The organism is Peribacillus sp. R9-11 (assembly GCF_031345095.1).
Lineage (GTDB): Bacteria > Bacillota > Bacilli > Bacillales > DSM-1321 > Peribacillus > Peribacillus butanolivorans.
In genome coordinates, this window is sequence record NZ_CP133763.1 from 2134469 (window position 1) to 2154495 (window position 20027).

The window sequence follows — 20027 nt, forward strand, 5'->3', positions numbered from 1 at the left end:
AACCTGATAAAATAAAGTTAGGCATAAAATAGAGATAATCATTAGTGAGTTTTTTAGTTGACATAGTTAACTGTAAATATTAAAATTACAGTAATCTTCTTGAGGAGGATGCGAAAAAAGTGAATAGTGATTTTACAATAGCTGTGCATAGTTTAGTCTATTTAGCATATTTACCAGATCATATGGCAAGCAGTGAGTCTATCGCAGAAAACGTTTGTACAAACTCAGCTAGAATACGTAAAATGATGAGTTGCTTACGAAATAATGGATTTGTTAAGACAAAAGAAGGTGTGGGCGGCGGCTATATTCTTGACTGTAACCCTCAAGAGATAAGTTTGGCTGATATTTATATTGCAGTCTCACATGGAACCCTGAAACCAAATTGGTGTACAGGTGATCCGAAAAAAAAATGTGTTATATCGTCTAATACCCAGATGGTTATGGATCAAATATTCGATGAAGCTGAATTATATTTTGAAAAATATTTAGAGAATATTACCCTTAGCACTTTTTTGGAAAAAATTAAACAATGTCCTTGATATTGATTTAGTTTTTTCTTTTATGCTTACTGTATATTTTATTTTTACAGTTAAAAGCTTTTAAATTGAACTGTGACTAAACATTTAAGGGGTGTATTTATAGAGATGGCCGATAAAATTCGATTTGAAAATGGGGATTGGGTACAGGGAAGGTCCAGAGAAGGAGAACTTATCCACGGCTTTGTTGAAATAGTTAACTCTAATCGAGAAATTGTAAAAGTGAATGTGGTGGAAAGTGACAATGAAAAAGCGGTTGGAAAATCGATTTGGATTCCAAGTAAATGGACTGAAAAGCTTCCCGATTTATCAATTAGTAACGAAGCTCATCTTTTAACATTAATTGATTTGGCCTTACTTTCAAAAGATGAGGCGTGGTTTATGGAATTGTCCGAAAAATTAGCATCTATTAAAAAACATCCAAAAATGATTACTAGAAAATCTGAGGTTCTTATCCCAGAAAATAGGATTGGAAATCTGGATGTAAATAGATAAAGTAATTAAAAATATAGATTGATATTTTAATGGATAATATTAGAGGGGGAAATGATTATGTCAATAATGCATGTAACAGATCAAACTTTTGCTAGTGAAATTAAAGAAGGTTTAGTGTTAGTTGATTTTTGGGCTCCTTGGTGCGGACCTTGTAAAATGATTGCGCCAGTGCTTAATGATATCGATGTTGAAATGGGTGATCAAGTTAAGATTGTTAAGCTTAATGTAGATGAAAATGGAGATACTACAAGAAAGTATGGAGTCATGGGTATTCCAGCACTTATTCTTTTCAAAGATGGAGAAATAGTGGATCAGGTAGTAGGCTATCAGCCTAAAGAAGCTTTAACAGAATTAATTGCAAAGCATGCATAATTTGATTCTGATATACAAGTTATTACCTGGATCTGTTCATTCCACTGCACAAGAAAAAAATATAGCCAATCTTAACCAATACCTGTCACATGGTGAGATAACATAATTAAAATGGAGGAATACAACTAATGAATTCTAAATTTACACCATTATTTGAATCGTTTAATTTAGGAAAAGAGGTACATTTAAAGAATCGATTGGTTATGGCACCAATGACAAACTTCTCTTCGAATCCTGACGGTACAGTTACCGATGCTGAAATTAACTATTATGAACGCAGGTCAAGCGGCGTGGGTATGGTTATTACAGCATGTACCTATGTCACGGCAAATGGTAAAGGATTTCATGGTGAATTTGGCGGTGATCGGGATGATTTGCTTCCGAGCTTACGACGCTTAGCGTTAGCGATTAAAGCGAAAGGGGCAAAAGCAATTTTACAAATTTTCCATGGCGGCCGCGAGGTTCCACCTGAATTAGTACCAAATGGCGATGTTGTAAGTGCCAGTAATATTCCTTCACAAGGCGATGGTAAACCTGTTCCACGTCCACTTTCTGAAACAGAAATTAAATCGATTATTACTGATTTTGGAGAAACCACTCGACGTGCTATTGAAGCAGGATTTGATGGTGTCGAAATTCATGGTGCCAATGGATACTTACTTCAGCAATTCTTTTCACCGCATTCTAACCGTCGAGAAGACATGTGGGGTGGAAGTCTAGAAAAACGTCTAACTTTTCCAATAGCAGTTGTAGATGAAGTGAAAAAGGCAGTTGCTAAACATGCCAAAGAGCCGTTCATTGTAGGATATCGCTTTTCACCAGAGGAGCCAGAAACACCTGGAATCACTATGGATGATACACTGGTATTAATAGATGCCCTGGCAAAAAAAGATCTTGATTATCTTCATGTTTCATTAATGGATTTCTGGTCAACAGCTAGACGAGGAGCCGAGGCTAACCGTCCTCGAATAGAAATCATAAAAGATCGTGTAGGGGATCGAGTTCCTGTCATAGGTGTCGGTTCCATCTATACAGCAGATGATGCGATCAAAGCTCTTGAAACAGGGGTTCCTTTAATCGCATTAGCCCGTGAACTCATTATTGATCCTGACTGGGTTCAAAAAGTGGAGCAAGGCAGAGAAACAGAAATTGTTACTAAAATAAACAAGAATAATCAGCAGCAACTGGATATTCCAGATCCATTATGGCAAGTGATTATCAATTCTCCAGGATGGTTTCCAGGTGTTGAATAAAGCATAGTGGTATACCGAGTTACCAATTCATATAGCTAAACAAAAAGGCTGTCGTAAATACTCGACAGCCTTTTTGTTTAGCGGAAACCCAGATGAGAGTAGGGATTTTTTATACAGAAATTATCCCCAATACATTATTGAAATTGTGCCAAAAAGTATAGTGTGGACAAAAAATTAGAATTAATATAAAAATAAGGATAACTCAAAACAAACAATCTCCTCAGGCTGTTATAGCGGCAGGAAATAAATATAGGCTATATGATTACTTAGGGAAGTTAGTTCTTATGAGTTATCCTCATATTTGATTAATTGAAATTAAATCTCTCTTTAAAATGGAAATCTAATTCAAATAGATTGTTTTCATCTGTTAAATATTTATAATCGATATAGGTTTTTTCTTTCTTTGGCATTTCATCTACAAAAGGCGAGTAAGTACGGAAAAACATTTTGTTTTTCTTTTCATCGAATTCTACAAGTCTCAGCCAGCCATTTCCTCCTCGGTAATTTGCTTGATAATTGACTAGCATTTGAATGACATCGTTCCCCGCTGCGTTTTGTTTGACTTGGTGTGCTATCCCAAAATAATGTCCATTAACCGTCATAAACACTTGGTTGTAATCCTTTATAAGTTCATCCCAGATCAGTCGGCCGTTAGTCGACTCAACGGCAACAGTTTTATTATTTTCAACCTCAGGATAAATAACATCATGAGAAACGATAATAGTCGGTTTATCTTTATGTTGATTTAAAACATCTTTTGACCATTGCAAGTCTTTTTGAAGATTTTTCATATCAACTATTAAGACTAAGTATTCATAGCTTCCTGCTTTAACAATTGCATAAGAGCCATATCCCGAATCAGAAGAGCCCTTATAGTATTTTTTATTCGCAAAACGTTGCGGTCCATAATATGTTAAGAATGGATCTCCGTCAGCATAGTCATGATTCCCTGCCGCCATCATATAAGGAATTTCTTTTTTATCTATATAGGAAATGGCTCTGAGGGAATTCTGCCATTGCACTTTTGAATTACTATCGACAATGTCTCCAACAAATGTGTTCATTACAATATTGTTCTTCTTAGTGTTTTTTGCAATCCAATTCATTTGGCTATTAAATATCTCTGGATTCTGGCTAGAATATTTTTGCGTATCTGGGACAAAAAGAAAATTATAATTATTTTTGTTTGTTAGAAATGGAATTCTATCATTTGTTCCTTTGAATGGTTCATCGTCTCGAGCACCTTGAACAAGCCATTCTTTTTCAGTCAAAGCCTCATTAGCAATTCGTATTTCTTGGATGTTACCTGCAAATAGTGCATCTAATTCATTTCCCCACTCAGATGCCCCGATATTCCAGCCTTTACCTTCTACAGCTGCAATCCCTACTACCTTTTCTGACTTTCCATAATCACTAATGCCATTTACAGTTAAAGTGGTCGTTTTACCGTCATTAACAACCGCCAAATGATACCATTCATCAGCATTTAAAGAACGAGACCAGTTTCCCACGTTATAGTTTAGATTAGAGGGATGACTTGTCCATTGAATTTCTTTATCACTAGATATAGATAATGTAGTAAGGATTTCTTTCTCGCCTTCCACTTTATTAAGATCAGCAGCCTGCCCTTGTCTTGTTAAAATTCCCATCCAGCTATGTAAACGGTCTTCAAAATTATATGGTAATTTAATTACAGCCTCGATTGTAAATCCTTTATCAAATTGCTCCTTATTAATAGGTGCTTCCTTTATTGTTTTGAAATATCTTCCTGAAGGGGCATTTTTGTAATTAGCGAATTGCAAGCTATCAACTTTTTCTTGATTATGATAATCTTCTTCAGACCATTTAATCATATTGTTTAATTCTGGCGTGGCTTGATCTCCAATCGTTACTAACTCTAAATCATTTCCTTGTTTACTTGCATCTTCAATAATTAAATTGCCTTTATCGATTGAACCGCTTTTCACATGTTGTTTCGAAAATTTCCAATCTGCCACGATATTACTTCGATCTTTTTCAGCAACAGAATTTGAGGCAGCTGCCGAATTAGCAAAACCAGGAGCAATCATACATAAGAGCGATAAACCAATAAATGCTTTTTTCATTCTCATAAAACATTCACCTCATTAAATTTTTATAACATAATAAAGGATATCAATTATAAATTTATTCTTTTATGAAAATAAGTAAACGTTTTGTAAAAAAAAAAAGCTGGTTCAGAAGGTTCTGCTTTTTACTGCCATCTGTGATAGTCCACTTAGTTCTTTATAACTTATTAGATGGAATGAATAAAATAATGAAAACTATAGGATTAAAAAAGACAGGTGATGAGAAGAAAGTCAAAGGAGACAAGGAATTATAAAGAAATATAGAGAAATTTAATATCAAATTTAGTTGCAGCTTTGGAAGAAAAATATAAGAAGTCAAATTAGCATTTGATTTGATTTTTTATTACAAAATAAGTAAGTTTAATGGCTAAGATGCACCAAACTGCCATCTATCATTCAGGGATATAAATAATATAAATAAAAATAATTAGAAGCAAAAACAGGGAGCGGGTTATTCCCCCACTCCGTTTTCTTATTGTAAAGAATGAATAGTGCATAGCCTAGAAGTTCAATGCATTATGGATTCTCTGCTTAATTCCTATATCCTTACAATTTCTATACTCTTAATCGTTCAACTTCTTTAATGGAAAAAGGTATTCATTGTTATATATATCTTTGCAAACCCTCTTAATCATAATTGTTAATATAATGTACAAAAAAAGCAAAATAACAATTGGTTATTTTTTCTGCTTCAGGTAACAAGCGTAATGTCGTATCTAAACGAATTGGTTTGCAACATTATTGATCCATTAAGAGAGGAAGTCGAGGGTAGTCCAATAGTACAGTTAGCGAATGACACTTTTCTAGAATATATTGAAAAGATTGTGATACATAGTACACGTTCGAGAAAAAGAATAATGGTTAAATACAAAAAGGCCATAGAGTGTATTACATAATCAATGAATGATCTGTTTGTAATCACTAAACAAAATAAATGAAGAGGAGGAGATGACGGGATGCAGCCATTCAAACCAGGAACGAAAGTTGAAACAAATGAAGCTTATTACAATCATTTAAAAGAAAGGCTTTGTTAAGTAGTATTGTTTTTCAGGTATAAAATATGGGAACGTCCGATTTGGACGTTCCCGTTCTTATTCCATTAAAGCCCCCTATAATGGAATAACTGTAAAGCTAATGAAGCTTTTTTAAAAACTGCGTTTCCCTGCCCAAGCTCCTTGCATTTTACTTAGGAATACAATTTGCCCAATATGATATGCGTCGTGCAATGCTAAACTCTTCAGTTCAAGCACTAATGATCTTTCTCCAGGGATCTGTCTATACATATCTTCATGTTCTGATTTTGCTAGTATTTTTTCAAGTTCACGATGAACATAAAAGTATTCTTGTTTTGTTTCCTTCCAATTTTGAAACGTCTCAGTTGGTAATCTAAATGTAGATTCATTATCTTCTGCCTGGGGTTCATTCACTGTTTCACCAAGAAATCGCATCAGAAGTCTCTTTTTATAGAAAAGTAAATGACAAACTAATTCCCAAATGGAATTCATTGCCCCCTCAACTGGTTTCCAAATTGCCTGTTCAAAAGTAATATCCTCTAGCACTTTTTCAAGTGGTGGAAACCAGTCTTCTTCATCTAAGCAGCTTGCCCATTGTTGTAACAAAAGTGTCTTTACATCCATTTTCTATTCCCTCCACTTTAATCCCTTTAATAGATAATCCCTTTGGTCAAAATTCATTTGCGGCGTGTTGTAGATAGCTCACTAATTAAGGTGTCATGCCAATTCCTTGTTCAATTAAACTGGCCCTTTAACGGAACAATGAACGTTCTGTTATTTGGAAAATTCTGATAATCTTAGTTTATCATAAGTTGTGTTAACTGAGAAAGAACAACTGTCTAAAACCATTTTGGTTATCGTAAAGTTATCTTTTATATGTTTGATGGTGTCTAAGAATTGGAACCAGCTCAAATAATGGTCTAGATATTTAGTCGCTACACCATTAAAACGCTCCATCCAGCTCTTTAAACGGCTGTGATAACTATTTATTACATTCTGGATGTGATAAATCCCTTTAACTCGCTCCCTACCATTTGCTTTAAAGCGATGATGCTCAATTCCTTTTTCTTTGGCATAAGTCATAACCCCACCAAACATCCGTGCATAGAACATTTTGTATTGATAGCTTGGAACCTAACGCTTCGTCCAAACTCTTTTTTATAATACGCCCTTTTCCTATTGTTTTGGAAAACGTTCTCTTTTGGCGGTCTCTGGCTACAAGAACGCATACTTGGTCCTTACTTATTCCTCTAAGCTCCGAACTACCACCGCGTAACCTTGGTTTTCGACCTTGGATATTCCGTTTTCCTTTCTCTGAATAGAGGAAATAGGTTTCATCCATTTCTACTATGCCTTCGAAAAGTTCAAAATCCATCTGTTTCAATGCAGTTAGAATTTTATGCCTCCAATAAAAAAGCGTCACATAATGAGCACCAATGAGTTTAGCTGATTTCCGAAGGGAATACCCTTCAATCATACATTCGATGAACTGAAGCCATTTACTAGGAATATGAGTTCTGTGAAGAGGAGTGTTCGTCATATCTGTGAATGTTTTACCGCACTCTTTGCAGCGGTATCTTTGACGTTCAATGGTATTGATTGTAGTTTATACCTGATATTTACCGAAGCGAATGACATTAGTGGATTGACAATGGGTGCAGGTGTAGCCGTCTTTGTGTTTCTGTTCTGATACATCAGTGAATACAGACTATGTTTCTCCCGCACTCCCTAATGAGTTTGTCAAGAACTTCAATTTAAAGGGTGCTTTATTGGAATATATTGACTTGATTTTAATGTGAATGTTATAGTAATATGGTAAAATATTCATATAGAAAAGAGGAACAATATGATACACGAAATAGTATGGGGCAGTCCAGGAAGCCTATTATGTTTAGGCTTTTTCTTTGCGGGTCTTGGTGTTTTTATTAGATTATCGAATATTAAAGGGAAAAAGTGAAAGCTACTACTTCAAAAGATCATTAGTGTTTCGGTCTCTTTTAATCTCGCTTATACTTTGTGACCATTTACGGTAACAAAATGACTCTTAAACTATATACAATTTAACTAGTTAAAAAGAGCATCGAATATACGATGCTCTTTTATTTTTCCATCTAATACCTGTACTTATTAGGAAACACTTTATCGGTAAGGCTTTTCTGTTGACAGTATCTTGTTGATAATTACTTTTCTCGTTATCTTACCTTTACATTTACTTAAAACTTTAACAGAAGCTAAAATAATAGGGCATCAAGTGAGTATTGGCCAGCTCCTGTAATCGCTACACCAATCGCAACGGCAAGGATGGCAAGATTATATTCATAGCCATTTTGAGTTGACCAGTAGCCATTTGCTCCGTGAACTTTAACGATAGCAACCAGCATTGTAAGGGCAATTAAAATACCTGCGAGCGGTGTAAAAAGACCTAAAGCAAATAAAGCACCGCCAATAAGCTCTGATAGACCAGCAAATAGAGCCATTGTAACTCCCGGCTTCATACCAATTGAATCAAACCAGCCGCCGGTGCCCTTTAAACCATAACCTCCAAACCAGCCAAATAGTTTTTGTGCACCGTGTCCTACAAACGATAAACCAATTATTACCCCCGTATAACTAATAAACCTATTCCAATCATATTTAATTCCTCCTGGAAATATTTTTAGATATCTTTGATTCGAGATATATATGAAAAAAATATTTACATTAATAAATAACGAATCTTTGGACATTATCTCGAATTAAATTATCTTTAATTAAAGATAATAGTTTATTATCTTTTTGTCAAACATAATTTTAGCGCGATAATATTATTTACTAAACTCAAGGGGGCTATTTAGAAAAATCTTTTATCACACTTTTTTTGCTGTATTCGTTAACTAGTCATTATTAAATAAAACCATAAACTAGTTGTTCCAAAGCCTCGAAACAGCTTGTAGGAAAAATTGTTCAGGAACGATGAAAAAGAATAAAGGATAGTAGATAGTAGATAGAGGGGAGACTTTGTCAATCATTTTCAGTTCTAGTGAAAAATTGATGGAAATATTGAATGCTCCCAATAATATAATGTATTCTAGATCTTTCTTTAGCAGGGGTACTATAACAACATCATGAAAAGGAAGATATAGTCTAAATTAAGAATTAGATGAGAATTGTGAGGAACTGCTGAATCATTAGTTCTTAAAAGCGATACCATCTTCACCAGGGGAACAGGGGTGCATCATCATAGGCATACATCGTTAGAGAATCCTAGCGTATTTTATGGAATGTGAAAAGAATGAAAAGCACTAGAGAAACAAAAAGCGTTATCAACAGTATCGAAGTAATTCAGACGGTTAATTAGCACAAGCCAAGGTGTTTGATTAGAACTTCTTATAAGAATAAAAGAAAATTTAGATCACCAACTTGTAAGCCCTTTTCTGGTACTCGTTTACCTTGTTTTACGAGTGTGTCTGTAATTTCTATCGCCCACATGATACCATTCGGTCTGAGCATGGCATATATGAATCCACTGCAATCAAAATGACCTTTTTCAATATCTTCTGGTAATCGACCTGCTCCACATATTCGGAAGGATCTTATTCAATAGGAAAAGTCCTAAATAAACCGGGTGAGCTATTATTTGAGCGAAATAGCAAGTCAGATACCGTTACACATTCATAGCCATTTTTATATAAATAATCCAAAGTTGTTTCTAGTGCTTTTACAGTTTGGGGACGATCGGTCCAATCATGCAAGAGAATGATGTCACCTGCTCGTAAGGATTTAATAATATGATTCGAAATTTTATTAGCTGCAGGTCTTTTCCAGTCTTGTGGGTCTTGACTCCAGGACCAAAGAACAACTTTAAACCCTTTGTTAACAGCTGTATTAATGATTAAATCGTTATGATAGCCTCCTACAGGACGATATAGAGAAGGTTTATATTTGGCAATTTCCCAAATCACTTTATCTGTTTGATCTAATTCAGAGGATAATAAAACAGCACTCATATTTTTGTCATAAATATGATTATAAGTGTGATTAGCAATTTCATGACCTTCTTTTACTTCTCTCTCTAAAATATCGGGATAACTTTTCACTTTATTACCAGAAACAAAAAACGTTGCTCTAGCATTATATTTGGCCAGTATATCAAGGATTTGAGGGGTGTATGAAGGATGAGGGCCATCATCAAAGGTTATTGCAACGATTTTCTCCTGGGTATTCCCTTCCCAAATAACATTTCCTGTTTTTTCGTAAACTTCCCGACTAGCGGTTGTAGCTTGAATGTAATTACAGTCGTAAAAGTAAAAAAGCATGAAAACTGAAAAAGCCAAAAATAAAGTTCTCAAAATAATGCCCTCCTGTACATGTATTTACGACATAGTATATGGAGTTCAATTTTTTTTATTAAAATGAGCAAATTACTTCTTGGAAAGAGAAATTAGGGGAAAACAACAATTGTTTCATGATTCCTGTACCCGAAGATTCATCTATCTTAGCTGGATCCTCAGTTATTCTTGTTGTGGCAATCCTCGAATTGACTTCCATTTCGATATAGAAACATGAAAGTATGTAATATCTTATAATGAAACAAAAAATAGGCCTTAGCTTACAAAGACGGTTGCCTATTTTTTTATGATAATGGTTATAGAAAATGTTACTTAAGTGATTATTTACTAAGTGGAAATTGGAAGGGGAACACATAAAAGAGGGGGGAGAATGACTGCTAGCAAAAAGCATATAATGAAAGAAGTATTATTAATAGGAGATAAACTGGTAAGAAATTAATGGGATAATTAAAAGTCTATACCAGTTTTATAAAAGAGCTCATTATACTTATTTAATAATTGATCAAGCTGCTGGCTATATTCTATCGCAACCTTAGAGTTTAAGCCGTCTTTAGCGACAATATTGATAAGCTCATTTCTCTTTAATTCAATCTGTTCGAGAAACTCATTTTTTTTCGCCATTTATATATCCTTCCTGTACCCAACTATTCTTAAGGTATCCTTTTATGAGCTAGTTGTAAATTTTGTATGAATATAACAATTATATAGGGTTGGTCTAATGAATTCAAATAAGTTACCTTAATGGTAATAAACAACAGTTTAACCTAATTTTTGTAATTTGGTTTTGAGTTTGTCATGAAATATTCACAGTTCCAAAAATGTATTTTTTTATCTTATTTGTTACAATGTTTATAGGTACTTACATAGGAGTGAGGGTTATTGAATGATATTAATATTTTCTTAGCTTTTGGAGCCGGTTTTTTGAGTTTTATATCTCCGTGCTGTTTACCGCTATACCCAGCTTTTTTATCTTATATCACTGGTATGAGTGTTGGTGAGATTAAATCAGAGAACGCCATGCTCCAAAGAAGGAGCATGTTGCATACTTTGTTCTTTCTACTAGGTTTTTCTTTGGTTTTTATTGCAATAGGGTTTAGCACTACATATCTAGGTTCTTTCTTCTCAAATTACAAGGAATTAATTCGTCAAATTGGTGCCATTTTAATTATCATTTTTGGGTTATTTATTGTGGGGGTCTTTCAACCAAAGTCCTTAATGAAAGATAGCCGTTTCGAGTTTAAAAACCGTCCTAGCGGATATATTGGTTCGATTTTGATTGGACTTGCTTTTGCTGCTGGATGGACGCCGTGTGCAGGTCCTCTTTTGGGTGCTGTCATCACTTTAGGTGCAACCAACCCAGGCGCGGCCATGAGCTATATGACTGCTTATATATTAGGATTTGCCATACCATTTTTCATTTTATCCTTCTTTGTCGGAAAATTGAAATGGATTAAAACATACAGCCAATATATTATGAAAATTGGCGGATATTTAATGATTCTAATGGGCGTGATTTTATTTTTTAATTGGATGACCAAAATTATTGCAGTCCTATCTAGACTATTCGGGGGATTTACTGGGTTTTAGTCCATGGATAAGTTAATTTTTAAAAATATTTTAATAGGATATTCTGTCTGTGGTTCTTTATACCTATTCGTGTGTAAAATTACTTAAATTATCACATTAAATCATTTGATTTTAGGTCTTAAGTCAGATATCCTATACTTATTATTGAAAATTATCATTACATTTCAATACGATTAGATTTCGCTTTCTGTTGTTTGAAATGAGGAGGAACGGCTATGGCCCGAATATTAGTAGTTGATGATGCTAAGTTTATGAGAATGACACTTTCGAATATATTATCAAAAGCAGAACATGAAGTAATTGGTGAAGGTGAGAACGGGAAAGAGGCAATAGAATTATTTCGTAAACTAAATCCCGATCTTGTTACAATGGATATATCAATGCCAATCATGAGCGGGCTAGATGCGGTTAAAGAAATTAAGAAAGATTTTCCTTACGCAAAGGTTATAATGTGCTCAGCGATGGGACAACAAAAAATGGTTTTCGAAGCTATTGAGGCAGGGGCAAAGGACTTTATTGTAAAGCCGTTTGACGAATGCCGAGTAGTAGATGCTATCAATAGGGTGCTTGATTAAAACACTCTCCTTGTTTATCTGATTTAGGTAATATATACTTTGTTTAATAATTGAAGTGATATAATTTTTCATGGTACTTACCTATTTTAGCTAAAAGGATGATAAAAATGATGATATATATATCAACAGGTATAGCGATTGTGATGGCTATGGGTGTTTTCATGTTTCGAATGAAGGAAACAAAAAAACCAGTGAATGAAAAAAAAATCATATTACCCCCACTCTTTATGAGTACGGGTGCTTTGATGTTTCTTTTCCCAATGTTTAGGGTCACTAGATACGAATTTCTAGAAGCTCTTGTAGCAGGGATGGTATTTTCTATCCTCTTAATTAAAACATCCAAATTCGAAGTTCGAAATGAACAAATTTATATTCTGAGGTCTAAAGCATTTATATTCATTTTAGTTGGACTAATGGTGATACGACTTGTTGCAAAGCTTATTCTGGGAAGTACAATTGAAGTTGGCGTGCTTAGTGGAATGTTTTTCCTTCTTGCTTTTGCGATGATTGTTCCATGGCGAATAGCGATGCTATACCAATACAAAAAAGTCAAAGCGGCTTACTTAAGCGAAAGTAATATGGTGTAAGTTTTAATTAAACTAAATATAACAAAAAACAACACCTGCCATTATGTCGGGTGTTGTTTTTGTACAATGGATTAGAAAAAGGAAATTAATTCAAAGAAACATGTCAGGTTTTCCTGTGCACGTTTTTTTTGATATTTTCAAGGCTGAATCGTTGGCGTGGGACGCCTGAGGTGATAACATAACTTTAATCACAAATAAAGGAGATGTTTAGTAAGATGGTAGATGAAGTCATTTTGGACGATGTATCACTGCATGTTACTGATTTTCATGCAGAAGTTATAAAAGATTCTGAAGGTAGAGAATTCAGAAAAGTCAGTTTTAATTTCGAGGTAACTAATAGTGAATATCATGATATAACAACACTTCTATATCAAATGGTATTTGATATAAAGATCCCTCAGTCAAACGAGGAATTTCGCGGAGAGATTTTTAACTATGCTACTTCGGTTACGAATCTTTATGAAGAAAATGCTGTGGGAGATTTTTCACTGGTCTTATTGGAAGTAAACGAACAAGAATGATTCTATTGCCAGCCTTGTAAAGAAATGGGTTACTGTCTATAATACATAGTAACAATTATTCTATACATATGAGGTGGTTCTTTGCTTGGAGGCTGGTTTTTATGGTTTATTCTATTTTGGGTAGCCCTATTAATAATTTTGATGAGCATCGGTGGCTTTTTCATGTTTCGGAAATTCTTAAAAAGGTTTCCTAAAGAGGATGGAAAATCCGATATGGATTGGGAAGAATATTATTTGGACCAAACAAAGCACTTATGGTCAAAGCAGCAAAAGGATTTACTTGAAGATTTAGTGAGCCCTGTACCAGAACTTTTTCGTGATGTTGCACGACATAAAATTGCTGGTAAAATCGGTGAATTGGCGTTAAAGGAAAAAGCGGGAGATATTACAGAAGATTTAGTAATTCGTGGCTATATCATTGCCACGCCCAAACGTGATCATAAATTTTTACAAAAAAAATTAGCTGAACGAAAAGTAAATATGAGTCCATATGAACATTTATTTAGCTGATATTAGGAGAAGGTAGACTCTTTAGAGTGTGCCTTTTTTTTGTTTGAAAAAAGATGTGCTTCAAATCATGGTAAAAATTAGAACGTTTGTACCCAATCCATGCTATCCTTTCAATTTTTGATATAATAATAGTAAGTAAAAATGAGGACGGAGTGAAACTATGAAATTTATCCATACGGCTGATTGGCATTTAGGGAAAATTGTTCACGGGGTACATATGACAGAAGATCAAAGACATGCACTCCTGCAATTTATTGAAATAGTAGAAGAAGAGAAACCGGATGCAGTTGTGATTGCCGGTGATTTATATGATCGTTCTGTTCCACCGACGGAAGCGGTAGAGCTTCTTGATGAAATTCTTTATACCATTAATGTGAAAATGAATACACCGATCGTTGCGATATCGGGAAATCATGATTCGGCGGAGAGGCTGTCATTCGGTTCATCATGGTATCGTCATAGCCAGCTATACATTCATGGGAAATTGACAAAAACATGTGAACCGGTCCGTATTAAGGGCGTGAATTTTTATTGTGTCCCATATGCAGAACCTGGTACCGTTCGCCATCTTTTTGAAGATGAAAGTATTCATTCTCATCAAGAAGCAATGAAACGAATAACTGGAACTATTGCGGAAACATTCAATCCGAATGAACCAAATGTTTTCGTTGGACATGCCTTTGTATTAGGTGGTAAAACGAGCGATTCAGAACGTGTTTTGTCAGTAGGCGGTTCTGGGTGTGTTTCATCTGATTTATTTGATGCGTTCAATTATACGGCACTTGGACATTTACATAGCCCAGATGCGATACGCCATCCAAAGGTATATTACTCCGGCTCACTATTGAAGTACTCTTTTTCTGAGGCAAAGCAAAATAAGTCGTTATCCATTGTCGAGATGAAAGAAGATGGCAGTTTCGATATGCGATATCGATCTTTGATGCCTAAGCTTGATATGAGGGAACTGGCAGGCACAATGGAAGAGTTACTTGACCCTGCTTTTTATCAATCACAAAAAATAGATGACTATTTAAAAATAACACTAAATGATGAGGGATCACTCATCGATCCGATTAATCGCTTACGTCAGGTCTACCCGAACGTACTTCACCTAGAGCGGAAATGGGATTTGGCTGACCTGAGAAGAAAAAAATCCTTTTCTTCTGTAAAGGATGAACGAAAGTCCGAATTGGATTTGTTTGAAACGTTTTACCAAGAGATGACAGATCGAGACTTTGATTCTCAAAAGCAAGATTTGATGGTTTCGGTAATTGAAGCTGTGAAGAAAGAGGAGGCTTTAAAATGAGACCTCATATTTTAACGATGCAGGCATTCGGCCCATATGCCGGAAGAGAAACTATTGATTTTAATACCCTTGGAGAAAGAACTATGTTTGTCATTTCTGGAAAGACGGGTGCAGGGAAAACAACGATTTTTGACGGGATTAGCTTTGCGATATATGGAAAAGCAAGTGGTGAAGATCGAAGTGGGCAAGATTTACGAAGTCAATTTGCCGAAGATGATATGTTGACGGAAGTCTCGCTACAATTTACACTGCGTGGAAAAACTTATTTGGTAACTCGTTCACCACAACAGGAACGAAAGAAGAAATCGGGCGATGGCACGACGACAGTTGGTGCGAAAGCTGAATTATATGAGCTGTTGCCAGAAGGAAAAAAACTGCTAGGTGCCAATGTACGCGAGGTTGAAGAGAAAATCAAATTACTTATTGGACTTGATGCCAATCAGTTTCGGCAAATTCTGATGATTCCTCAGAATGAATTCAGAAAACTGTTAACATCCGACAGTAAGGATAAAGAACAGATACTTCAGAAATTATTTCATACCGAACTTTATAAACGAATAGAAGAAAAATTAAAAGAAGAAGCTTCAATTCTTAAAAAGAAAAGTGAAAGAAGTGCACAGCGGCGAATTGAATTAATGAAAGGAATCAAGCCGGGTAATCATGAAGGACTGCAGGAACATTTGGAGGCAGAAGAGCCAAATGAACAACAGATTTTGCCGCTCTTACATTCTGTTATTTCGGCAGCAACAGAAAGAAGTCAGTATGTTAGCAAGCAAATACAGGAAAAGCAAGAAGCTCGAGATCAAGTTAACCAAGAGCTTTCAAAAGCGGTGGATTTGTTAAATAGGTTTACTGAAAAAGAAAGACTGAGAAAGGAAAAAGAGATCCTTGAAGCGAAAAAACCTGAAATAGATGAAGTAAAAGAACAAATTAAAATGGCGCACAAAGCGGCTTCTCTAGAAAAGCAAGAGCAATATTATTTGCGGATTGGTAAACAAGTACAAGATGTAACTACAGAACTCCAAAAATTAAGTGAGCAGGAAGAGAAGTTAATGGCTGAGCGGATTAAGAAACAAGATTCCTATGAACAGGAATTATTGAAGGAAGACGAAAGGGAACGGGCGGTTCGAAATGTGCATCAACTTGAGCAGGTAAAAGATGCTGTGATGACATACGCGAGTTTAAAAGCGCAAGTTCTTTTAGATGAAAAAGAGTGGCAGACTAGTAAGCAGCTTCGTGAAAAAAATGTATCAGAGCATAGTTCAATTGAAGCGGAAGCAGAAAAAGTTGGTCTTGAAAAATCAGAAGCGGAAAATGCAGCTTTTCTTTATAGTGATATGGAAAGAGAAGTCGAAAAAAATCAGCATTTGTTATCAGAAATGAAAAAGCTTCAAGATGTTCTTTCAGAATCACAGGGCACAAAGCGGGTGTTAGATGAAAAGAATAACCGGTTCCAAGAGCTTCTTAAAATTCAGCTTCAGGAAAAGGAAAAACTAGAGGCTCTTAATGAAAAGTGGCGCGCTGGTCAGGCAGGGATGCTAGCGTCCATGTTGCACACTGGTGAAAATTGTCCTGTGTGCGGATCGGTGAGTCATCCTAAACCCGCCAAAATGCATGATGAGATGCCATCGGATATGGAATTGAAACAGCAGGAAAACTATCTGAAGTCTGCAGATCAACAAAAAAGTCTAGCTGAAAGTGAATATTATCAAGCAGAATCTAAGTTCAATGCACTAATAGAGTCCTCTCAAGAAAAATTGGCTGACTTACAACAGGGTTTGCCACAGCTTTCTTTCGATCAAATTGATGCTTACTTGAATCAGTTCGAGCAAAAAGGAAAAGAGCTGCAAGAAAAGTTACGGACATTGAGGCTTAAGAAGGCCGCGTTTAGTGAATTGGAAAGAAGGTTGCTTGAATTAAAAGAGAAAGCAGTCCACCTAAAAGCGAATAGAATATCTTTAGAAGAAGTAGAAGATCAAGTCAAAACCAGGTATATTGAAAATTCTACAAAGCTTAAAGGATTAACTGATTCTATGCCAGAAGGAATCAGGACTGAGGAAGAATATACTGCAGCATATCAAGCGGCCGTCAAAACGCAGAAACGTTTACAAATTGCATTAGAAGAAGCACAAAAGAATCTTCAAATGGTTAAAGAAAAAGAGTCGGGCATCAATGCGAAAAAAGAATCACTAACTGGAAATATAAAAGCCTTAAATCGTGAATTAACAGAGGAACGGGAAAAGTTGATTACGGATATGACCAAACAAGGATTTGCCAATTATAAAGAATATACAACAGCCAAAAAGTCAGAATCGGCTCTCGAATATATAGAGAGTCAAGTTCTGCAATACAATCAAAGTTGGCAAAGCGTTCTAAGTCTATTTCATGATTTGGAAATGAAATTAAAAGATGTGGTCAAACCGGACCTTGAAGGGTTGAAAAAGACTTTTGAATTCATAGATCGTGAATTGGAATTGTTGCGCAGAAATCAGAATGAATTACTGGCTGACAAGCAAATAAACGAAGAAATTGAACGAAAACTGGAGCTAATAAGGGAAGAGCAGAAAAGTCTAGATGAAAGATACAGTATCGTTGGTCATCTGTCCGAGATTTCTAAAGGTCAAAACTCCTTCCGTATTACTTTTGAACGGTATGTATTGGCGGCCTTTTTAGATGATATCCTAAAAGAAGCCAATCTAAGATTGTTGAAGATGACTAGCGGTCGTTATCAGCTTTTACGAAAACTGGACCCAACGCGAAGGAATATTCAAAGCGGTCTTGAGTTATCTGTATATGATCAATATACAGGCCAGGAACGGCATGTCAAAACGCTTTCAGGAGGCGAAAGCTTTAAGGCGTCGCTTGCACTTGCTCTAGGGCTTGCTGATGTTGTCCAGCAGAATGCAGGTGGCATATCACTTGAGACCATGTTCATTGATGAAGGTTTCGGTACGCTTGACCCTGAATCACTCGACCATGCAATTGAAGCATTAATGGATATACAGAGCACCGGAAGATTGGTTGGCATAATTTCTCACGTTCCAGAATTAAAGGAACGAATCGATGCCCAGCTTCAAGTCATTTCTACACAAAAAGGAAGTCGAACTTCATTTTACTTTGCGGGCTAATCAAGATAAAAAAAGAATGGCTAAGGAAGCAGGCAGCTTCCTTAGCCATTCTTTTTATTATGAAGAAAGAAAACTACTCAATATTAATATCGTCAGCTGTTTTTCCGGGGGAAAACTTATGGATGCGAATCACCAATAACGGATTTGAAAATTCCGCGGTAATCCTACGTGAGCAAATTGAAAAGGGGAAGGGGATTTTCCTCTGTGTGGGTAATGTATCCGCTTTATTTTCAAGAAAGGGTTTATGAGTATCGTCAACGATGATCGATAGCTCATTATCACTTAGGCATACTTTAATATCTTTAACATCATGATTTTCTAAAACCGCTTCCACCATATACTCATCTTCACTTTCGTATATATCAATTGAAAATAGTTGATGATCCAACGCACTTGTTTCCGGGTCCAGAAAAAACTTTTTCACCCATTCATCAAACTTTTCAACCTCATTCATTTGCGATCCATGTAAATTGTCTTGCATGTTGATACCCCCGGTTTTTCCTTTGTATGTATTATATGTTTGAAGTATGAAGAATGGTGATTGAAAAAAATAAAAAGTGATGACATAAAGTTCACAATCTGAAAACGATTTAAACTATAAATATATCCTGTTGGTCTGTTGTTAGAGGACAACTTAGTGTGAGTATAAAAGGGGTAACTTTAGAGAGATGCGAAGTAAAAAATCAGGTAAAATGAAATAAAAAGCATACCAACGAAATTAGACTACTTCAGTCTCAAGAAAACAGAGATAAAGTAGCCTGAAATAATTTTTTTGTATTTTTTCTTTATACCCCTCGATTACTTACTTTTTTAAATAAAATACCATGATTTAGAAAGAACGATTCATTGCCTTCGTATGTTCAGACCCGTTATATCCTAATTTTGCAGACATGCATTGACTCGTTTCCATCACATTTTTAACGAGGATATTGAGTCTTTCAGGTGTCAAATTAAAACTTACAAAACCAATACTTATGGCACCTGATACTTCTCCAAAAAAATTCAAAATTGGGGCAGCGACGGAAGATGTCCCTTCAGTTCTTTCACTGTGACTAATCCCATATCCTTTGGAATTCATATCCTTTAAAACTTCTAAAAACTCTATTTTTTCCTTTTCAGGTACAAGGGTATCTATAACTTTTTTTGCCTGTTTTTCTGGCATGTAGGCAAGCATCACCTTATTGGCAGCACCGACATGAAAGGGTATCCGTGAACCAAGTTGATCATAGACTCGAATAGGATTTCTTTCACTATCAATCCGTTCAATAATAAGGGATTCCAATCCCATCGGACGGTAAAGAAATACGCTTTCCTCTACTTTATGCATAAGCCTTTCTAATTCTGTCCTTATTATACTAATATAATCCAAAGTGTCATACATTTTCAGACCATATTCCATCCAAATATCTCCTAATCCGTATCGTTTAGATTGCTCATCCTGCTTAATTAAATCGTGCTTACTCATCGCTTTTAATACACGATGAATGGAACCAATAGGAAGATCACATTCTTGAGAGAGTTCTGTAATAGATAAACCGTTTTCTGATGATTTAGATACCAGCATGTTAACTACATTCATAGCCCTATCAATTGTTTGCATGTATATACCACCATTCTTCAAGGGGTTGATTTCAGATAATTCTTAATATATTGACATTATACCATTTTAAAATTTATAATTTAATAAAATTTCCATTTCAAGAAATAT

At 35.4% G+C, this 20027-nt stretch carries 18 protein-coding genes and 2 pseudogenes; 11 read left to right on the top strand and 9 right to left on the bottom strand.

The genetic code is table 11. The features are described from left to right. Positions 1-119: 119 nt before the first annotated feature. From RE409_RS10475 to RE409_RS10490, 4 genes are all read left to right on the top strand, one after another. Positions 120-539, top strand: coding sequence for an RrF2 family transcriptional regulator (locus RE409_RS10475; RefSeq protein ID WP_056523814.1), 420 nt, complete (start codon positions 120-122; stop codon positions 537-539). Between the two features lie 105 nt (positions 540-644). Next, positions 645-1031, top strand: a complete 387-nt coding sequence (locus RE409_RS10480; RefSeq protein ID WP_201224941.1) for an IDEAL domain-containing protein — start codon at positions 645-647, stop codon at positions 1029-1031. Positions 1032-1088: 57 nt separating this feature from the next. Continuing rightward, positions 1089-1403, top strand: a complete 315-nt coding sequence (gene trxA, locus RE409_RS10485; protein WP_098174818.1) for a thioredoxin — start codon at positions 1089-1091, stop codon at positions 1401-1403. Between the two features lie 128 nt (positions 1404-1531). After that, positions 1532-2656 (top strand): NADH-dependent flavin oxidoreductase, encoded by a 1125-nt coding sequence (locus RE409_RS10490; protein ID WP_201224940.1) that lies wholly within the window; start codon positions 1532-1534, stop codon positions 2654-2656. Between the two features lie 305 nt (positions 2657-2961). On the opposite strand, the gene RE409_RS10495 is transcribed toward RE409_RS10490, so the two are convergent. The 7 genes and pseudogenes from RE409_RS10495 to RE409_RS10520 form a co-directional block, all read right to left on the bottom strand. After that, positions 2962-4761 carry a laminin G domain-containing metallophosphoesterase family protein gene (locus RE409_RS10495; protein WP_309558931.1) on the bottom strand — a complete coding sequence of 600 codons (1800 nt, stop codon included), beginning with the start codon at positions 4759-4761 and terminating at the stop codon, positions 2962-2964. A 1148-nt stretch (positions 4762-5909) separates the two neighbouring features. Continuing rightward, positions 5910-6401 (bottom strand): DinB family protein, encoded by a 492-nt coding sequence (locus RE409_RS10500; RefSeq protein ID WP_201224939.1) that lies wholly within the window; start codon positions 6399-6401, stop codon positions 5910-5912. A 150-nt stretch (positions 6402-6551) separates the two neighbouring features. Continuing rightward, a pseudogene (locus RE409_RS10505) lies at positions 6552-7482 on the bottom strand (IS1595 family transposase); the annotation flags it as partial. A gap of 526 nt (positions 7483-8008) precedes the next feature. Beyond that, positions 8009-8409: pseudogene (locus tag RE409_RS10510) on the bottom strand (DoxX family protein). A gap of 734 nt (positions 8410-9143) precedes the next feature. Continuing rightward, a complete protein-coding gene (locus RE409_RS30660) occupies positions 9144-9353 on the bottom strand; it encodes an NlpC/P60 family protein (RefSeq protein ID WP_313889333.1) in 210 nt (69 codons plus the stop codon). Continuing rightward, complete coding sequence (locus RE409_RS10515) at positions 9350-10072, bottom strand: polysaccharide deacetylase family protein (RefSeq protein ID WP_201225209.1); 723 nt, start codon at positions 10070-10072, stop codon at positions 9350-9352. The genes RE409_RS30660 and RE409_RS10515 overlap by 4 nt, the downstream gene beginning before the upstream one ends. Before the next feature lie 480 nt (positions 10073-10552). Further along, positions 10553-10726, bottom strand: coding sequence for an aspartyl-phosphate phosphatase Spo0E family protein (locus RE409_RS10520; protein WP_082527497.1), 174 nt, complete (start codon positions 10724-10726; stop codon positions 10553-10555). A 258-nt stretch (positions 10727-10984) separates the two neighbouring features. Here RE409_RS10520 and RE409_RS10525 point away from each other — a divergent pair, with 258 nt between their 5' ends. From RE409_RS10525 to RE409_RS10555, 7 genes are all read left to right on the top strand, one after another. Then, positions 10985-11692, top strand: a complete 708-nt coding sequence (locus RE409_RS10525; protein ID WP_053345525.1) for a cytochrome c biogenesis protein CcdA — start codon at positions 10985-10987, stop codon at positions 11690-11692. A 215-nt stretch (positions 11693-11907) separates the two neighbouring features. Then, positions 11908-12267 (top strand): response regulator, encoded by a 360-nt coding sequence (locus tag RE409_RS10530; RefSeq protein ID WP_309558932.1) that lies wholly within the window; start codon positions 11908-11910, stop codon positions 12265-12267. A 107-nt stretch (positions 12268-12374) separates the two neighbouring features. Continuing rightward, complete coding sequence (locus tag RE409_RS10535; RefSeq protein WP_223305315.1) at positions 12375-12854, top strand: CcdC family protein; 480 nt, start codon at positions 12375-12377, stop codon at positions 12852-12854. 215 nt (positions 12855-13069) lie between these two features. Continuing rightward, positions 13070-13375, top strand: a complete 306-nt coding sequence (locus tag RE409_RS10540) for a DUF3219 family protein (RefSeq protein WP_053345529.1) — start codon at positions 13070-13072, stop codon at positions 13373-13375. 81 nt (positions 13376-13456) lie between these two features. Then, positions 13457-13885 carry a DUF2621 domain-containing protein gene (locus RE409_RS10545; protein ID WP_053345530.1) on the top strand — a complete coding sequence of 143 codons (429 nt, stop codon included), beginning with the start codon at positions 13457-13459 and terminating at the stop codon, positions 13883-13885. Positions 13886-14045: 160 nt separating this feature from the next. Next, the gene (locus tag RE409_RS10550) at positions 14046-15191 is read left to right on the top strand and encodes an exonuclease SbcCD subunit D (protein ID WP_201181181.1); all 1146 of its coding nucleotides are present in this window, start codon (positions 14046-14048) and stop codon (positions 15189-15191) included. Further along, positions 15188-18319 (top strand): SbcC/MukB-like Walker B domain-containing protein, encoded by a 3132-nt coding sequence (locus RE409_RS10555; RefSeq protein WP_201224937.1) that lies wholly within the window; start codon positions 15188-15190, stop codon positions 18317-18319. The genes RE409_RS10550 and RE409_RS10555 overlap by 4 nt, the downstream gene beginning before the upstream one ends. 73 nt (positions 18320-18392) lie before the next feature. On the opposite strand, the gene RE409_RS10560 is transcribed toward RE409_RS10555, so the two are convergent. Then, positions 18393-18800, bottom strand: coding sequence for an Hsp20/alpha crystallin family protein (locus RE409_RS10560; protein WP_201181177.1), 408 nt, complete (start codon positions 18798-18800; stop codon positions 18393-18395). 348 nt (positions 18801-19148) lie between these two features. Continuing rightward, a complete protein-coding gene (locus tag RE409_RS10565) occupies positions 19149-19919 on the bottom strand; it encodes an IclR family transcriptional regulator (protein WP_201181175.1) in 771 nt (256 codons plus the stop codon). Between the last annotated feature and the right edge of the window lie 108 nt (positions 19920-20027).